The sequence below is a fragment of the Pseudomonas sp. NPDC078700 genome, from assembly GCF_044542375.1.
Classification (GTDB): Bacteria; Pseudomonadota; Gammaproteobacteria; order Pseudomonadales; family Pseudomonadaceae; genus Aquipseudomonas.
In genome coordinates, this window is record NZ_JBITUI010000005.1 from 187,322 (window position 1) to 202,758 (window position 15,437).

The 15,437-nt window shown below is 55.0% G+C and carries 16 protein-coding genes; 9 read left to right on the forward strand and 7 right to left on the reverse strand.

What is annotated here, in order from left to right; all coding sequences use genetic code 11:
- Positions 1-84 precede the first annotated feature (84 nt).
- On the reverse strand, positions 85-663 hold the full coding sequence (locus ACIGCM_RS18315) for a cysteine hydrolase family protein (RefSeq protein ID WP_397503485.1): 579 nt from the start codon (positions 661-663) through the stop codon (positions 85-87).
- A gap of 176 nt (positions 664-839) precedes the next feature.
- Here ACIGCM_RS18315 and ACIGCM_RS18320 point away from each other — a divergent pair, with 176 nt between their 5' ends.
- From ACIGCM_RS18320 to ACIGCM_RS18340, 5 genes are all read left to right on the forward strand, one after another.
- On the forward strand, positions 840-1,316 hold the full coding sequence (locus tag ACIGCM_RS18320) for an NYN domain-containing protein (protein WP_397503486.1): 477 nt from the start codon (positions 840-842) through the stop codon (positions 1,314-1,316).
- 81 nt (positions 1,317-1,397) lie between these two features.
- Positions 1,398-2,009: a PolC-type DNA polymerase III gene (locus tag ACIGCM_RS18325; RefSeq protein WP_397503487.1), complete on the forward strand. Its 612-nt coding sequence runs from the start codon at positions 1,398-1,400 to the stop codon at positions 2,007-2,009.
- Positions 2,010-2,100: 91 nt separating this feature from the next.
- On the forward strand, positions 2,101-3,432 hold the full coding sequence (locus tag ACIGCM_RS18330) for a DEAD/DEAH box helicase (RefSeq protein ID WP_397503488.1): 1,332 nt from the start codon (positions 2,101-2,103) through the stop codon (positions 3,430-3,432).
- A 316-nt stretch (positions 3,433-3,748) separates the two neighbouring features.
- The gene (locus tag ACIGCM_RS18335; RefSeq protein ID WP_397503489.1) at positions 3,749-4,930 is read left to right on the forward strand and encodes a trans-sulfuration enzyme family protein; all 1,182 of its coding nucleotides are present in this window, start codon (positions 3,749-3,751) and stop codon (positions 4,928-4,930) included.
- On the forward strand, positions 4,931-6,358 hold the full coding sequence (locus ACIGCM_RS18340) for a Na+/H+ antiporter NhaC family protein (protein ID WP_397503490.1): 1,428 nt from the start codon (positions 4,931-4,933) through the stop codon (positions 6,356-6,358).
- Positions 6,359-6,473: 115 nt separating this feature from the next.
- On the opposite strand, the gene ACIGCM_RS18345 is transcribed toward ACIGCM_RS18340, so the two are convergent.
- The 6 genes from ACIGCM_RS18345 to ACIGCM_RS18370 all read right to left on the reverse strand — a co-directional run bounded on the left by ACIGCM_RS18345 (position 6,474) and on the right by ACIGCM_RS18370 (position 11,717).
- Entirely contained in the window at positions 6,474-6,860 is a 387-nt protein-coding gene (locus ACIGCM_RS18345) for a hypothetical protein (protein WP_397503491.1), read from the reverse strand.
- Between the two features lie 100 nt (positions 6,861-6,960).
- Positions 6,961-7,341: a hypothetical protein gene (locus tag ACIGCM_RS18350; protein WP_397503492.1), complete on the reverse strand. Its 381-nt coding sequence runs from the start codon at positions 7,339-7,341 to the stop codon at positions 6,961-6,963.
- Between the two features lie 148 nt (positions 7,342-7,489).
- Positions 7,490-7,876 carry a hypothetical protein gene (locus ACIGCM_RS18355; protein ID WP_397503493.1) on the reverse strand — a complete coding sequence of 129 codons (387 nt, stop codon included), beginning with the start codon at positions 7,874-7,876 and terminating at the stop codon, positions 7,490-7,492.
- Positions 7,873-9,318, reverse strand: coding sequence for a PAAR domain-containing protein (locus ACIGCM_RS18360; RefSeq protein ID WP_397503494.1), 1,446 nt, complete (start codon positions 9,316-9,318; stop codon positions 7,873-7,875). Before ACIGCM_RS18360 ends, ACIGCM_RS18355 begins: the two co-directional genes overlap by 4 nt.
- Positions 9,319-9,510: 192 nt before the next feature.
- Positions 9,511-10,749: a TIGR03862 family flavoprotein gene (locus ACIGCM_RS18365; protein WP_397503495.1), complete on the reverse strand. Its 1,239-nt coding sequence runs from the start codon at positions 10,747-10,749 to the stop codon at positions 9,511-9,513.
- 53 nt (positions 10,750-10,802) lie between these two features.
- Positions 10,803-11,717, reverse strand: a complete 915-nt coding sequence (locus ACIGCM_RS18370; RefSeq protein WP_397503496.1) for a histone deacetylase — start codon at positions 11,715-11,717, stop codon at positions 10,803-10,805.
- Between the two features lie 76 nt (positions 11,718-11,793).
- Between ACIGCM_RS18370 and ACIGCM_RS18375 the strand changes: the two genes are divergently transcribed.
- From ACIGCM_RS18375 to ACIGCM_RS18390, 4 genes are read left to right on the forward strand one after another with little or no spacing between them, the layout of a single operon-like run.
- Positions 11,794-12,360: a GNAT family N-acetyltransferase gene (locus ACIGCM_RS18375; RefSeq protein ID WP_397503497.1), complete on the forward strand. Its 567-nt coding sequence runs from the start codon at positions 11,794-11,796 to the stop codon at positions 12,358-12,360.
- The gene (locus ACIGCM_RS18380) at positions 12,353-13,975 is read left to right on the forward strand and encodes a nitroreductase family protein (RefSeq protein WP_397503498.1); all 1,623 of its coding nucleotides are present in this window, start codon (positions 12,353-12,355) and stop codon (positions 13,973-13,975) included. Before ACIGCM_RS18375 ends, ACIGCM_RS18380 begins: the two co-directional genes overlap by 8 nt.
- Positions 13,968-14,837 carry an acyl-CoA thioesterase II gene (gene tesB / locus ACIGCM_RS18385; RefSeq protein ID WP_397503499.1) on the forward strand — a complete coding sequence of 290 codons (870 nt, stop codon included), beginning with the start codon at positions 13,968-13,970 and terminating at the stop codon, positions 14,835-14,837. The genes ACIGCM_RS18380 and tesB overlap by 8 nt, the downstream gene beginning before the upstream one ends.
- A complete protein-coding gene (locus tag ACIGCM_RS18390) occupies positions 14,834-15,436 on the forward strand; it encodes an HAD family hydrolase (protein ID WP_397503500.1) in 603 nt (200 codons plus the stop codon). The genes tesB and ACIGCM_RS18390 overlap by 4 nt, the downstream gene beginning before the upstream one ends.
- The last annotated feature ends 1 nt before the right edge of the window (position 15,437 follow it).

The window sequence follows — 15,437 nt, forward strand, 5'->3', positions numbered from 1 at the left end:
ACGTCACTTTAGCCGATCTGCCTGACTCAGCCCAAGCACGGCGTGCGTGTTAATACCCCAAGCTGTAACCCTGTATGACCTGAGTCAGGGCTGGGCGGTCAATCGCTCAAGCAGATCGTGGCAACTTAACACCTGCGCATACTCATCACGGAGATTGGCCATGGCCATATTGTGAACCTCATCCGCGCTGCGTGGATGCCCGGCAAAGTCGGTCTTGTTAAATGTGTAGCAGGCGTCATTGATCACCAGCGTTGTGAACCCCAAGTTGCTGGCGCTGCGCGCCGTAGCTTCAACTGAGTTCTCGCTGGCAACACCAACAATGACGACTTGCTCGATACCGCGCACATGCAGCCAGCGCTCAAGTGCAGAATGGCAGAATGCGTCAGTGACATTTTTTTCCAGCACGTATTCATGGGCTCTGGGCTCAAACGCTGATTGGAACAGCGCACCGCTCTGGCCCGGTGCAAATACTGAATCTGACTGCCGTGAAATATGACGAATATGCACCAGTGGCCAAGCTGCGTTGCGCCAGTGCTGTTGCAAGGCTGCGATCTGTTGTTCTGCACCTGGGTTATTGCGGGGCGTGGTGACACCGGCAATACCTTGCTGCATATCGATGGTCAGTAGGGCTGTGGCCGAGCTGAGTTGGACAGCTGCGTGCATAATTCACCTTTGATCAGGAGGCTGCTTTGGGCTGGCAGGCAAACGATTGGTCAGTATGCAGGTGGTTTTATCGGCTCACTGGCCTTTTTTCTGCGGCATATCTTTGGGGCTGGCATACTGGCCATCGACTTTAACGTGCATGCTGTTGCTCGTCAGCCGCCAACCGAGGAAATCCGGTGAAAAAAATCGCCCTATTCGCCGACGTACAAAACCTCTATTACACCGTGCGCCAAGGCTATGGTTGTCACTTCAACTATTCGGCGCTCTGGGCTGAAGTCAGCAAGCGTGGCGAAATAGTGGAAGCCTACGCCTATGCGATTGATCGTGGCGACCCCAAGCAACAGCAGTTCCAGCAAATACTGCGCAACCTTGGGTTCACAGTGAAACTCAAGCCTTACATCCAGCGTAGTGACGGCTCGGCCAAGGGCGACTGGGATGTGGGTATCACCATCGATATCATGGATGCTGCGCCCCGGGTCGATGAAGTGGTACTGGCGTCGGGGGATGGAGACTTTGCCATCTTGCTCGATAAAATTCGCAGCAGCCATGGTGTTGAAGCCATTGCATACGGCGTACCGGAGTTGACCGCCCAAGCCCTGATGCGCGCCGCCAGCTTGTATGTGCCAATAGAAGGCGCATTGCTGCTCAAGTAACCCCTTCTGCAGTGACTCAATTCAATTGAGACGTGCTGCGTCAGCGGCACCGCTGTAACCCTTAACTCTCAGGATTTTTACGTGGAACAAATTGCTGTCATCGACTTTGAAACCACCGGCATGTCGCCGGCGCAAAATGCCCGTGCCACCGAAATTGGCGTTGCCATCGTGCAAGATGGGCAGATTGTTGCGCGTTATCAAAACTTGATGAATAGCGGAGCTTGGGTGCCGCCATTTATTCAGCAGCTCACCGGTATCAGTAATGCCATGCTGCGCGATGCACCCCCTGCTGCTCAGGTGATGAACGAGGTGGCTGATTTTGTTGGCGATATCCCGCTGATGGCCCACAACGCCGCATTTGACCAGAAATTCTGGGACGCTGAGTTAGCCTTGGTGAAACGCAAACGTGTACAGCCATTTGCCTGTTCCTTACTGCTGTCGCGGCGATTATTGCCACAAGCGCCGAGTCACAAACTGGGTAATCTCAACCGCTGGGCGCAGCTACCATCCACTGGTCAAGCTCACCGGGCCTTGGCAGATGCTGAAATGGCCGCCAATTTGACCTGTTTTATGAGCGCTTTGTTGCGTGATCGCCATGGCATCGCCGCTGTTTCCCATGAGCTGTTTTGTGCCTTGCAGAAAATTCCTGCGGCCAAGATGCCTGTGGCGCTGGAACGCCTGCGTCAGGCTTGAAACCGCTAGCGGGCGCGTAGCACCTGCATTCTCGCGCAGCCTGCTAAACTAGGCGGCATTCTTTTCGCGTCACTTCATCAGGTTACTCACCATGACTTTTGCATCGCTCAATTTGATTGAGCCGCTGTTGCGCACCCTCGACGGCCTTGATTACAAAACCCCAACGCCTGTGCAGGCGCAAGCCATACCGCCGATTCTGCAAGGTCGTGACTTGATGGCTGCCGCGCAAACCGGCACTGGCAAGACCGCAGGCTTTGCCTTGCCAGTGCTGCAGCGTTTGATGATGGAAGGCCCCAGTGTCGCCAGCAACTGCATTCGCGCGCTGGTACTGGTGCCAACCCGTGAGTTGGCCGAACAGGTGCAGCAAAGTTTTCAGACTTACGGCCAACACCTGCCGCTGCGCAGCTACGCGGTGTATGGCGGGGTCAGCATCAACCCGCAGATGATGAAGCTGCGTAAAGGTCTCGATGTGCTGGTGGCAACCCCGGGACGACTGCTTGATCTGTATCGGCAGAACGCAGTGAAGTTCAATCAGCTGCAAGTGCTGGTGCTGGATGAAGCCGACCGCATGCTGGATCTGGGGTTTGCCCGTGAGCTGGATGACCTGTTCAGTGCCTTACCGAAAAAGCGCCAGACCCTGTTGTTTTCTGCGACCTTTTCCGATGCCATTCGTGGCATGGCTGGCGAGATGCTGCGCGACCCGCTGAGCATTGAAGTCAGCACGCGCAATGCGGCGGCTAAGACGGTCAAGCAGTGGTTGGTCACTGTGGATAAAAAGCGCAAAGCCGAGCTGTTTTTGCACCTGTATAAAAGCAAGGGCTGGCAGCAGGTGCTGGTCTTCGTCAAGACCCGTAAAGGGGTTGATGAACTCGAGGCCGAACTACAGCGTAACGGCATCAGCGCCGATGCCATTCACGGCGACAAGCCACAGCCCACTCGTTTACGCGCTTTGCAACGTTTCAAGCAGGGCGAGGTCAAGGTACTGGTGGCCACTGACGTAGCAGCCCGTGGTTTGGATATCGACGACATGCCCTTGGTGGTCAATTTTGACCTGCCGATTGTTGCCGAAGATTATGTTCACCGTATTGGCCGTACCGGGCGTGCGGGGGCGACGGGGGAGGCCGTTTCGTTGGTCTGTGCCGATGAAGTTCAACTGCTGGCCGCCATTGAAAGCCTGACCCAGCAGTTGCTGAAACGCGTCGATGAGCCTGACTTTATTCCTGATCATCGTGTACCGCAGACGGTGGCCGGTGGCGCGGTGATCAAAAAGCCGAAGAAACCTAAAAAGCCGAAAGTGCCGGGTGGGAACAAGGCAGGCAGCCTGGGCCGCTGGATGGAAAGTGATGAACCAGCGGAACCACCAATCAAGGCAATCCGCAAAGTACCAAGCTTTGGTGGCAAGCCGGCCAAGCGCAGCAAGTAACCCATTATTGCCCCAGATAGTGGGATTTGTAGAGTGGTCGACGCTCTTTTCGGCCACCATAGCGGTCTCGGCTATTCGCCGGGGGTTGCACAGGCCATGGTGGCCAAGCTTCACTTTGGCCACGGCGGGCGCTATTGGTGGCCATAGATGGCGCCGGGGTTAATGCTCTTGTAGGGTGGTCGACGCTCTTTTCGGCCACCATAACGGTCTTGGGCTTTCGGGATTTTTACGCAGGCCATGGTGGCCAAGCTTCGCTTTGACACACCCTACGAGGGTGCGTTTTATTCGCTATTTTCGACTGATAAGGGGTTTCACAATGAGCCAGAACAAAGCCAAATTCTCGACTCAGGTGATCCACGCCGGTGATCAGTCGAGCTACGCCGATAACGCCATTTTCCCTGCTATTGTCACCGCCAGCTCATTTATCCAGCCGGGGCTTGATGAGCACAGCGAATACGCCTACAGCCGGGTCAGTAACCCAACACGTCATGCTTATGAAAGCTGCATCGCCCAGTTGGAGGGCGGTAGTGGCGCTGTGGCCTGCGCGTCCGGCATGGCAGCCACTTCTACGGTGTTTGAGTTGCTGGAAAAAGATGCCCACGTAATTGTGATGGCGGGCGTCTATGGCGGTACGTTCCGGTTAATTAACGACTACCGCAGTAAGACCTCTGGCTTGACCGTGAGCTATGTCGATCTCAATGACCTTGAGGCCCTTGCTGCCAGCCGTACCGACAACACAAAACTGATTTGGATTGAAACCCCAACCAATCCGATTTTGCAGTTGGTTGATATTGCACCTGTGGCGGCATTCGCCCGCGAGCATGGAATTCTTACCTGCGTGGATAACACCTTTTGCTCACCTTGGAATCAGCGCCCGATTGAGTCAGGTGTGGATCTGGTGATGCACTCCGCGAGCAAGTATATCGGCGGCCACTCCGACCTGATTGGCGGTGTGGTGGTGGCGGCAAATGAGGATTTATTACGCCGCTTACGCCGCATCAGCATGGCCATTGGTGCGGTGCAAGGGCCGTTCGATTGCTACTTGGCGTTGCGGGGGCTGAAGACACTGGATGTGCGTATGGAGCGTCAGACCAGCAATGCGCAGCGTGTGGCTGAGTTTCTCAGTAATCACCCGCAAGTTGATGCGGTGTTTTATCCGGGGCTACCCAGCCATCCACAGTACGCCCTTGGTCAGCGGCAAATGCGCAATGGCGGTGCAGTGGTGTCATTGCGGCTGAAGGCTGATCGCGAAGGCACTGCAAAATTTATCGAGCAATTGTCGATATTCGTTTTGGCCGACTCCCTGGGCGGCGTTGAAAGTATGATCAACCATTCCTACAGCATGTCCCATTGCTCGCTTAGCCATGAGCAAAAAGCTGCATTTGGCATCACCGAGAATCTGCTGCGTTTGTCTATTGGTATTGAGCATGCCGATGATCTGATCGCTGACCTGCAACGTGGTTTTGCCGCCGTTGAATCCGCTAATCAAGGGGCTTAAATGACCGATTACGGAATATGGTCGATCATGCCACCACTGCTGACGATTTTTTTAGCAGTCGTGACCCGGCAGGTGATTTTGTCATTAGTCGCTGGTGTTATCGCCGGCTTTTTAGTGCTCTCGGACTTCAATCTTGGTACTGCATTGGCCAGCTCTGCGCAGGGTTTGGTGGATGTTTTCAAATCCGATGGCGCAGTTAAAACCTTATTGTTTGGCTTGATGGTCGGCGCAATTATCCACTTGGCGCGCATCACCGGCGGTATGGCCAGTCTGGTTAAGTTGCTGACTGACCGTGAACGGGTGGTGAAGGGGCCAATCAGTACGCAATTGCTGGGCATGGCCATCGCAACCTTGATCTTTATCGAGAGTAATTTGTCGCTGTTGACGGCAGGTACTGTGACCAGCGGGCTGGCCAGCAAGTACCGAGTGTCGCGTGAGCAAATGGCTTATGTGATCCAGGGCACCGGGCTTAGTGTGTGGTCGTCGATTTTATTCAACGGCTGGGGCGCTGCGATGATGGGCGTCATCGCCTTACAAGTCGGCAAGGGCTTTGTCAGTGGTGAGCCATTCAATATTCTTGCTCACTCGATGCTCTACAACGCTTATGCGTGGGCGTCGATTGGCTTTGTTCTGCTGAGCATCTTCAGTCGCTTCTCGTTTGCCGGTATGCGCCGAGCAAATCAACGTGCGGCGCAGGGGATTGAACTACGTGAAGGCGCGATTCCGCTGATGGCTGAGTTTGATGAAGGCTCGGTGCGTGAGCCAAGCACCCACAGCGTCTGGAACTTGCTGCTGCCACTGTTTGCGATGATTATCAGTGTGCCCATCGGTTTGTATATCACCGGCGATGGGCAACTGAGCAAAGGTTCAGGCTCGACAGCAGTGCTTTGGGGTGTGCTCAGTGGTCAGTTGGTGGGTGCTGTGCAGTATCTGTTGATCAAGCGGATTCTAACGGTCGATGAGTACTTTCGTGAGCTGTTGGCCGGTTACCAGTCAATGGTGCCGTTGACGGTCGTGATGACCTTGGCGTTCTTGATCGGCAATATCAGTGGCGACCTCAATGTCGGTGGTTATCTGGCGCAGCACATCAATGATTATGTGCCGGCCGGTTTGTCGGCTGCCTTCGTGTTTGTAGTGGCGTGCGGTATTTCCCTGTCGACCGGCACCTCTTGGGGCACCTTCGCGATCATGATTCCGATTGGTATCCAGATCGCGGCTGCCACCGGGGTTGACCCTTATCCGCTAATTGGTGCAGCGATCTCTGGCTCGATCTTTGGTGATTCAATTTCACCGATCAGCGACACCGGCATCGTCACCTCGATGGCCACGCGCAATGATCACATCGACCATATCAACACCCAATTGCCATATTGCTTGGCAGCCGGTGCGGTGGCGTTGCTGTTCTTTATTGTCGTGGGTCTGCTTTGAGGATCTCAACGCTGGGGCATACCAGCGTCCCATTCCTCCAGTTGGGACGCCGAGGGCTACACAAGGTCAAGCTTAACCACCAAATAAGAACGAGCATTTGCAAAAACAAGGCCTGTCAATTGTGCCAACCCACGATTTTCCCTATAACCCATAGCAAGAAAGCGAAGCACAAAAGCCAAATTACGCTCCATTGTAAGATTGCGAGCTTTCGCTTAAGCCGAACGGGAAAATTGATTAAGTCCTCTGAACTTAGCTCACCTCTTTTGAGATAAAAGCTGGGAAACGTCACGATTCCGGAAATACCCCCAACAAGAAGCAACTTTCCCCAAGGACCCCCATTTTGGAGGGGCGCTCTGACCATGATGGCTGGGCAGTTTTTCAGGTGTTCCAGCATTAGGTCCATCTTGGTGTAAGCCATATGCAGTGCGACGCCAATCCAAATTAATAAGGCGAGAAGCACCGCACCACCAAGATAACCAAACATGAACTCTGCACTACTCATTTGCTGTGCTCATAAATGACTTCGCCAAACTCCTCGCCTGCAGCACCTAAAACAGCACCTCCAGCCAAAGTGGCAATGCCTACAGTTAAAATCCTGAGTACTACACAAGCTTTAGCTGGAGTACTGCTCCAAGAGCGAGCATGAGCAATAGAAGTACAATCACAGACCACTGCAATATTGCTAATTTACGTTTGAGTGGAAGTGGGAAATTATTTAAATCGTCAACACTCACACCGCCATTTTTGAGATAAAAGTTAGGGAATGTCACGATTCCCGAAATCCCGCCTATTAGCAGCAGTTTTCCCAATGGACCTCCATGCCTGAGAGGGGCACGAGCCATAATGGCTGAGCAGTTTTTTAGGTGCTCCAACATTAAATCCATTTTGGTGTACGCCATATGTAGACATACGCTAATCCAAATAAACATTGAAAATAACGTTAAAAAACTGAGGCCACCAATTATAAATTTAGCGGTATTCATTTCATAGGCCTGTAAACTATATCTGCTGCAAACTCTCCAGCCGCCTCCCCTATTTTTCCACCAATGCTTCCTGCCGCGGAGGATGCAGCCCCGACCACCACAAGACCGCACGCTAGAGCCCCCATTCCTCCAGTTGGGACGCCGAGGGCTACACAAGGTCAAGCTTAACCACCACAGCAAGAACTGCCATTACCAAAAAAAGTCCTATTGAGGCCCATTTCATCGCTACCAGCTTTCGCTTTAGCTGGGCCGGAAAACCGTTCAGATCTTCAATGCTAACGCCGCCATGCTTCAGGTAATACTTTGGAAACGTAACAGCCCCAGCTATCCACCCGACCAGCAAGAGCTTCCCCCAAGGTCCACCATGTCTAAGCGGGGCATGAGCCATGACAGCGGAACAATTCTTTAAGTGCACTAGCATCAAATCCATCTTGGTATAAGCCATATGAAGCGCGACCCCTAGGCAGATGAATATCCCTGCAAAATCAATCAATCCAACAGCTAAAAAAACTTTATCTGCTGTATTCAAACTCATTGAGCAACCTCATAAATCTTTTCAGCCACTGCTTCCCCTGCAGTGGCTCCAAGTGCGCCGGCTGCAAAAGAACCTGCTCCAATTACCACAATGCCGCAAGCCAAAGTGGCTAAACCGCCAGTCGGAACACCAAGCGCGACACACATAGATGCAACAGTGGAGCCAGTTAACATCAAACCAGCTATTGCACCACCACCAACAGTCCCTGCAAACGCCCCTGTTTCGGTAAGTCTGATTCGCTCACATGCCTCTGTATTGCCCGCTGTACAAACATCCTTGACCTTCATATACGAGGCCCCAGCGCCAACAGTTGTACCAATCCAGCCGCCCACTTTTATGTATTTGGCGGCTCGGGCGACTCCGTTTATGTGGGTTGCATAGCCGGGGATTTGGCTGGGGGCGCCAGCCTTTGTCCAGTGATGTACCAAACTCCGGCTTGATATGCCTAAAGCGCTCTTGAGGTCGGGATGATCTGGGAAGCCGATGCCTTTTTTAGTGAGTGAGGTCAATTGCATTTCAAGCTGGCTGAACAGCCGCTGGCGTTCTGCGAAGAACTCCGGGGAGCGTAAGTGCCCATACTGTTGGAAGGATCGTTGGTGCAAGCTATCAATGCTGTGCAGTGAGTTGCTCACAGCATCCAGATGCTTGGCAAATATTGCTTCGCCTATGCCTATGGATGTTGAACCTTGTGTAAGAAATGACTCAATTTCGTCACGGTTGCGGGCCATAAAGTCCGCTTCATCTGGCGTCAGCGATTCCAAGCTTGCATTGACTTTCGAAGCGGCTTCCATCAGCAGCGCTTCTTCACGTGTGCACTGCTGGTTGTTCGGGTCGCTGAGCACGATCATATGACCCGCTTTGACCTGGCCAAGGTTTGGGTTAAGCGTCTTGAACTTATTGAGTACAGCCGCGCTTGGCGAGGTGAAGAGTTGTGATTCAAGCCCTTGAACTGTCGTGCTTTGCGGGACGATATAAAAGCCGGGATCTTGCGGTTGCGCCTTAGCCATGGGCTCAACCAGCGCACTGCTCGCATCAACTGGCGATGGCTCTTCAACTAAGGCTTGCTGCATTAGGTTTGGATTCTTTAGCAGCGTCGTCATTCGCGCATCGTCGACCGAGCCGTCGCTTCGGATAGTGCCGAGTTGGGCGAAATCAACAATGTCACTGCTTGCACCACCGAAGCCACCAAAAGTATCGGGGCTTCCTGAAACGATGGTGCCGCCGTGACTCGAACGACTTCCGACATAGGCCAGCGGTCGATTGTTGACGACAATAGAAGGAAAGCCCGTTGTGATTACGGCCCCACAGCCGCATTTATCACCCACTCGAGCGGCCCCGAGAAAATTGATTTGATCGTCAGGTGAAGCTGAGACAATAGGTGTTTTGCCGTGGCCTGCGATTGGGCAATCATGCAGGTCGCCAAGTCGTGCTGTAGGTATCATCGCCATTCCTTTGGTCTTGATAATTTACTCAGCCCGCACTCTAGCAGAGTAAAACTGCGCAATTTTTTGCGCGGCCCGCCTGAAAGGCCCGAATTGAAAGGGCTGCAGCAAGGACGAAAAAAGATTTTTGTGTGAAACCTCGTTCCGTGAGCCATGGATAGAGCCGCTATGACTCCTCGCTTGTTACCTTTCTCAGCAATTTTCCAACCAATCGAGCATGCCCAAGCCTGCCTGCCGGCCACTGGCAAAGCAGGCCGTGAGCAGATAGCCGCCGGTGGGGGCTTCCCAGTCAAGCATCTCGCCGGCGCAGAAGGTGCCGGGCAGTTTGTTGAGCATTAGCTGCTGATTCAGTTCGCTGAAAGGCACGCCGCCAGCAGTGCTGATGGCTTCATCAAGCGGGCGGGGCTTTACCAAGGTAATCGGCAAGGCCTTAATGGCCTGAGCCAGCTTTTCAGGTTGCTGGAAGAGCTCGGGCGCCGTCAGTTCGCGCAGTAATCCGGCTTTTACCCCGTCAATATTGGCTTGGCGATGCAGGTGCTTGGCCATGGAGTGTGAGCCCCGTGGCTTGCTCAACGCTTTTTCTAGGCTGTTTATATCGTTGTGCGGCAGCAAGTCGAGGTAAACCGTGGCGCTGCCGTGCTGGTTGATCTGCTCGCGGATTTTCGCCGACAGTGCATAGACCAAGCTGCCTTCGATACCTTTGGCCGTTAGTACAAACTCACCTTGGCGCGGGGGCTGACCGGACATATTCAGGCTGACATTTTTCAGCGGTGCACCGGCGAATTTATCCTGCAAAAATGGGCTCCAACCCGCAACTTCAAAGCCGCAGTTGCTTGGCTGCAATGGACTGATTTGCACGCCACGATTTTGCAGCAGCTCAACCCAGGCACCATCAGAGCCCAACCGTGCCCAGCTCGCGCCGCCGAGTGCCAGCAGTGTCGCATCAGCTGTCAGGTGGAATTCACCGTCGCTATTGCTCATGCGCAGTTGGCCGTCAGCGGTCCAACCCAGCCAGCGGTAACGGGTGTGGATGCTAACGTTGTGTTCACGCAGACGTTTGAGCCAGGCGCGCAGTAGCGGTGCGGCTTTCATGTCTGTCGGAAAGACCCGGCCTGAGGTGCCAACAAAGGTTTCAATGCCGAGTTCGTGAATCCAGTTGCGCAAGGCATCGGCATCAAACTCCGTGAGCAACTGGCCGATTTCTGCGCTGCGCTCAGCATAGCGCTGAATAAACGCAGGTTTTGCTTCCGAGTGGGTGATGTTCATGCCGCCGACACCCGCCAGCAGGAACTTGCGGCCCACCGAGGGCATGGCATCAAACAGCTCGACCTTGACCCCGGCCAGCGCTAGCACTTCAGCGGCCATCAAGCCGGCTGGGCCTCCGCCAATAATGGCAACCTGTTTTGGGTGAGCAGGGGCATCAGCTGTCATCAGTTGGGTCAGTCATATCGCGAAAGGAATGGCGATCATTCTACACCAGCGCATTACATACGCTCAGCCCACACCCGTGCGGCGCTGTGATGCAAGATGCCATGACGTGCCGCCAGTGCCTTGCGGTTTTTGTCGTAGCCGCCGCCGATAACGCCCATCACGGGAATATTGCGACCCACGCAGTGGCGTAATACCGCCTCATCGCGCGCCGCGACGCCTTGGTCGGTTAGCTTCAGATAACCCAAGGCGTCATCTTTATGCACATCAACCCCCGCGTCATAGAGCACGATGTCAGGCTGATAAAGCGGCAACAGGTAGTTGAGTGCATCATCGACCACGCGCAGGTACTCGGCATCGCCCATGCCCATGGGCAATGGAATATCCCAATCACTCTCGGCTTTGCGCGCGGGGAAATTTTTCTCGCAGTGCAGCGATACGGTAATGGCATCTGGGGTATTAGCTAGCAAACGTGCAGTGCCGTCGCCTTGATGCACATCGCAATCAAAGATCAAGACACGTTGCACTTTTCCCGCTTCGAGCAGGTAGTGGCTGATCACCGCGAGGTCATTGAAGATGCAAAATCCGGCCGGGTGATCATAGTGCGCATGGTGGGTGCCGCCCGCTAAATGGCACGCCATGCCGTGCTCCAGCGCTAGCTCAGCAGTCAGAATCGAACCGCCAACGGCGCGGACGGTACGCTGCGCCAGCGCTGCACTCCAGGGCAAGCCAAGCCTGCGTTGATCGGCATAGGGCAGCTCGCCGCTCATGTAGCGCTCGATGTAGTCCGGGCAATGAGCCAGAGCCAAAACCTCGTTTGGGCATAGCGCTGGGCTTAGCAATTCACTGGCGCATGCAATGCCGCTGTCGATCAGGTGATCATGCAGCAGACGGAATTTTTCCATGGGGAAGCGGTGCTCCACAGGAAACTCCGGGCTGTAGTCGGGATGATAGACCAGCGGCAGACGCATACAATGACTTCTATAAGTGTTCCCAGCGGTCTGCAAGTATGGCGCTGTGGAGCATGACGACTCAAGTGGAGTAACGATGAGCGAGTTGATCCAGCTGCAAACCCAGCGCTTGATCCTGCGCCCTTGGCGTGAGGACGACCTAGCTGCGTTCGCCGCAATGAATGCCACCCCAGAGGTAATGCGTCACTTTCCCGGTTGTATGTCGGTGCAGGAAAGCGATGCCTTGGCCCTGCGAATTATCCAGCATTTTACTGACCACGGCTTTGGTCAGTGGGTGGTCGAGCGCGTTGATCAGCCCGGCTTGATCGGAACAGTGGGGTTGCAGCATGTCAGTTTTGAGGCGGCCTTTACCCCAGCGGTGGAAATTGGCTGGCGACTGGACTCGGATCACTGGCGTCAGGGGTATGCCTTGGAAGCGACGCAGGCTGCATTGCGCTGTGCGTTCACCCAGCTTGGGTTGGAGCAGATCGTCGCTTTCACCGTGCCGGCTAATACGCCGTCGCGGGGATTAATGCAGCGCCTTGGCATGCAGCATGACGGACAGGAGGATTTTGAGCATCCGCGCTTGCCCCATGGCCATGCGCTGCGCCAGCATGTGCTTTACCGACTTACCCGTGAAGATTGGCAACGAAATAATGAGTGATCTTGTCAGGGCTTATCATCAACTGAGCAAGCATCAGCCCGGTAACTTTGCGCCCGGTCCAGGGCAACTTGACTGGGCGACTCAGCCTGCGCCGTTTCGCCGCTATAACAGCGCCCGCTTGATTGAATTGTGGCACCGCCCCCATGAAGAATCACCGGCCTATGACAGCGCCTTTAGTGAATCAACGCAGGCGTGCGCTGGGTTAGATTTAGCGAGCATCTCGCAGTTGTTTTACGACAGTCTGGCGGTTTCCGCATGGAAACAAGCCGGCGCAACCCGTTGGGCGCTGCGGGTCAATCCTTCGTCTGGCAATTTGCACCCGACCGAGGCCTATGCTCTGATTCCGGCGGGTGCGCTTGAGCCATCGGCTTTGCTCGTGCATTACGCGCCAGATGCTCACGCCCTGGAGGTGCGCGGTGAACTGGCCGCCCCACTGGGTCAGCAGCTACGTGATGCCTTGCCTGCCGGGGGCATGTTAATCGGCTTGAGCAGTATTGCTTGGCGCGAGGCATGGAAGTACGGCGAGCGTGCGTACCGTTACTGTAATCATGACCTTGGCCATGCATTGGCGGCACTGGCGATTGCGGCCAATGTGCAGGGCTGGCAAGTACGCATGCTGCATTCAGTTGCTCAAACGCAACTCGATGCACTGTTCGGGCTGGACCGCCAAGGGTTTGCCGAAGTCGAGCACGCCGACTGTTTGTTATGGGTTGGCCCTGCGCAAGCGGCTGAGTTTCCGCTGCCTGCGACCTTGATTCAGGGTGTGTCCGCTCTTGAGCTTGCTGTAACGCCGAATCGTTTATCGCGTCATTACCGCGACTGGCCGGAGTTGCAGAGGGTGCAGGCGCTGTGTCGGGCTCCAGCGCGTCCGGCACAAAGCTGGCAAGCTGAGGCAGGGCGTATGTGCGCGGATAATCCGGGGCTGGCGCTACGACCTATTTTGCAGCGCAGACGCAGCGCCCAATCCATGGACGGCAAAACGGGCATCCATGCTGAGTTATTGTTGGCCTGGTTGCGCCGGCTGATGCCAGATAATTCACCCGTGCCATTTGCTGTGACGGGTGAACCGGCGCAGGTCGATCTAGTGGTTTTTGTCCACCGCGTGCAAGGATTGCAACCGGGGCTTTATTGGTTGGCACGGGTGACGGGGCAACCGGAGTCTGGCTTGCGCGGTGACTTCAGTTGGCAGCGGGTGGATGATCAATTGCCGCTGTACCGTTTGTTGGAGGGCGATGCCCGTGAACTGGCAGCGTTTTTGTCCTGTTCGCAAGACATCGCCAGCGATGGTTGTGTGGCCATGGCCATGCTTTCACGATTTGATGCTGCGCTTGAGGCAGGGCAATGGCGCTATCCGCGCTTGTATTGGGAGTGCGGTCAAATTGGCCAGTTACTGTATTTAGAAGCAGAGGCCGCTGGGTTATCGGCGACAGGTATTGGCTGTTATTTCGATGATGCAGTGCATGAATTACTAGGCTTGGCCGACACCCGTTGGCAAAGTCTCTACCATTTCACTTTGGGTAAGGCTGTTTGGGATGAGCGTTTAACTGCGCTGCCAGCCTACCCAAGGTTACGATTACCAACCGCAGCAGGCGGAAAGGAGCGGTTTGATGAGTAAAGTTCTGGATGATTTGGTGGCGCTATTGAGCCTCGAAACCATTGAGGAAAACCTGTTTCGCGGGGTCAGTCAGGATCTGGGTTTTCGCCAGCTGTTTGGCGGTCAAGTGCTTGGCCAGTGCATCTCAGCCGCGAGCCAGACCATGGATGATGCCCGTCATGTGCATTCGATGCATGGTTACTTCCTGCGTCCGGGCGATCCCACCTTACCAATCGTTTATCAGGTTGATCGTGTGCGTGATGGCGGCAGTTTTAGCACGCGTCGGGTCATGGCGATTCAGAAGGGCCAGCCCATTTTTACGTGCAGTGCTTCGTTTCAGGCCGATGAGTCAGGTTACAGCCATCAGATTGAAATGCCCGATATCCCAGGTCCCGAGGATTTGCAGTCGGAGACCGAACTGGCACGCCAAGTGGCGCACCTGCTGCCCGAGCGCATGCGTGAGCGCGCGCTGAGCGCCAAGCCAATCGACATCCGCCCGGTTACTTTGGGTAATCCATTCAACCCCGAAGTGACCGAGCCAGCCAAGTACGTTTGGTTTAAGGCTGACGGGACGCTGCCTGAGAACCCGGCACTGCATAAATACATTCTGGGGTATGCCTCTGACTTCAATCTGCTCACCACCTCGATGCTGCCGCACGGTGTTTCGGTGTGGCAGAAGTTTATGCAGGTGGCCAGTCTCGACCATTCGTTGTGGTTTCACTGCAACCTGCGCATGGATGACTGGTTGCTCTACGCCATGGACAGCCCTTGGGCGGGAAATGCGCGGGGTTTTGCCCGTGGCAGCATCTTTAACCGACAGGGCAAGCTGGTCGCATCGGTGGCCCAAGAAGGCTTGATCCGGCTGCGTGAAGATTGGAAATGAGCCTGAGTAAGGCGCGGCATTGGGTGTTCGACATGGACGGCACCCTGACCCTGGCCGTACATGACTTCGAGGCGATCAAGCGCGAGCTGCAAATACCCCTTGAGCAGGATATTTTGCATCACCTCGCGGCGTTGCCTGACGCCGAATCCAAGGCCAAGCATGCATGGTTGCTGGAACATGAACGCCAGTTGGCGCTTAATGCCCAGCCAGCTCCGGGTGCAGTCGAGTTGCTCGGCGAGCTGTCCGAGCGCGGTGTTCAACTGGGTATTCTGACCCGCAACGCCCATGAGCTGGCGCTTCTGACCCTGCAGGCCATTGGTGTTGGCGACTACTTTGCCAGCGCGGATGTGATTGGCCGTGGTGAAGCGCTGCCCAAGCCAGACCCTGATGGTTTGCTGCGTTTAGCTAGGCGTTGGCAAGTGAGGCCAAGCCAGTTGGTGATGGTCGGGGATTACCATTTCGACTTGCAATGCGCGCGCGCTGCTGGTGCTTACAGTGTGCTGGTCAACCTGCCGGCTAACCCCTGGCCTGAGCTGGTTGATCACTATGCGCTGGATTGCAGGGCCTTACTCAATCAACTTAACGCCAGCGCTGAATAGC

Excerpts from the sequence above, each read along its gene's own strand:
- ACIGCM_RS18380 (WP_397503498.1), top strand. The coding sequence starts at position 12,353 with ATGAGTGATCTTGTCAGGGCTTATCATCAACTGAGCAAGCATCAGCCC.
- ACIGCM_RS18315 (WP_397503485.1), bottom strand. The coding sequence starts at position 663 with ATGCACGCAGCTGTCCAACTCAGCTCGGCCACAGCCCTACTGACCATC.
- ACIGCM_RS18360 (WP_397503494.1), bottom strand. The coding sequence starts at position 9,318 with ATGATACCTACAGCACGACTTGGCGACCTGCATGATTGCCCAATCGCA.
- ACIGCM_RS18330 (WP_397503488.1), top strand. The coding sequence starts at position 2,101 with ATGACTTTTGCATCGCTCAATTTGATTGAGCCGCTGTTGCGCACCCTC.
- tesB (WP_397503499.1), top strand. The coding sequence starts at position 13,968 with ATGAGTAAAGTTCTGGATGATTTGGTGGCGCTATTGAGCCTCGAAACC.
- ACIGCM_RS18340 (WP_397503490.1), top strand. The coding sequence starts at position 4,931 with ATGACCGATTACGGAATATGGTCGATCATGCCACCACTGCTGACGATT.
- ACIGCM_RS18345 (WP_397503491.1), bottom strand. The coding sequence starts at position 6,860 with ATGAGTAGTGCAGAGTTCATGTTTGGTTATCTTGGTGGTGCGGTGCTT.
- ACIGCM_RS18335 (WP_397503489.1), top strand. The coding sequence starts at position 3,749 with ATGAGCCAGAACAAAGCCAAATTCTCGACTCAGGTGATCCACGCCGGT.
- ACIGCM_RS18355 (WP_397503493.1), bottom strand. The coding sequence starts at position 7,876 with ATGAGTTTGAATACAGCAGATAAAGTTTTTTTAGCTGTTGGATTGATT.
- ACIGCM_RS18375 (WP_397503497.1), top strand. The coding sequence starts at position 11,794 with ATGAGCGAGTTGATCCAGCTGCAAACCCAGCGCTTGATCCTGCGCCCT.
- ACIGCM_RS18370 (WP_397503496.1), bottom strand. The coding sequence starts at position 11,717 with ATGCGTCTGCCGCTGGTCTATCATCCCGACTACAGCCCGGAGTTTCCT.
- ACIGCM_RS18350 (WP_397503492.1), bottom strand. The coding sequence starts at position 7,341 with ATGAATACCGCTAAATTTATAATTGGTGGCCTCAGTTTTTTAACGTTA.
- ACIGCM_RS18365 (WP_397503495.1), bottom strand. The coding sequence starts at position 10,749 with ATGACAGCTGATGCCCCTGCTCACCCAAAACAGGTTGCCATTATTGGC.
- ACIGCM_RS18390 (WP_397503500.1), top strand. The coding sequence starts at position 14,834 with ATGAGCCTGAGTAAGGCGCGGCATTGGGTGTTCGACATGGACGGCACC.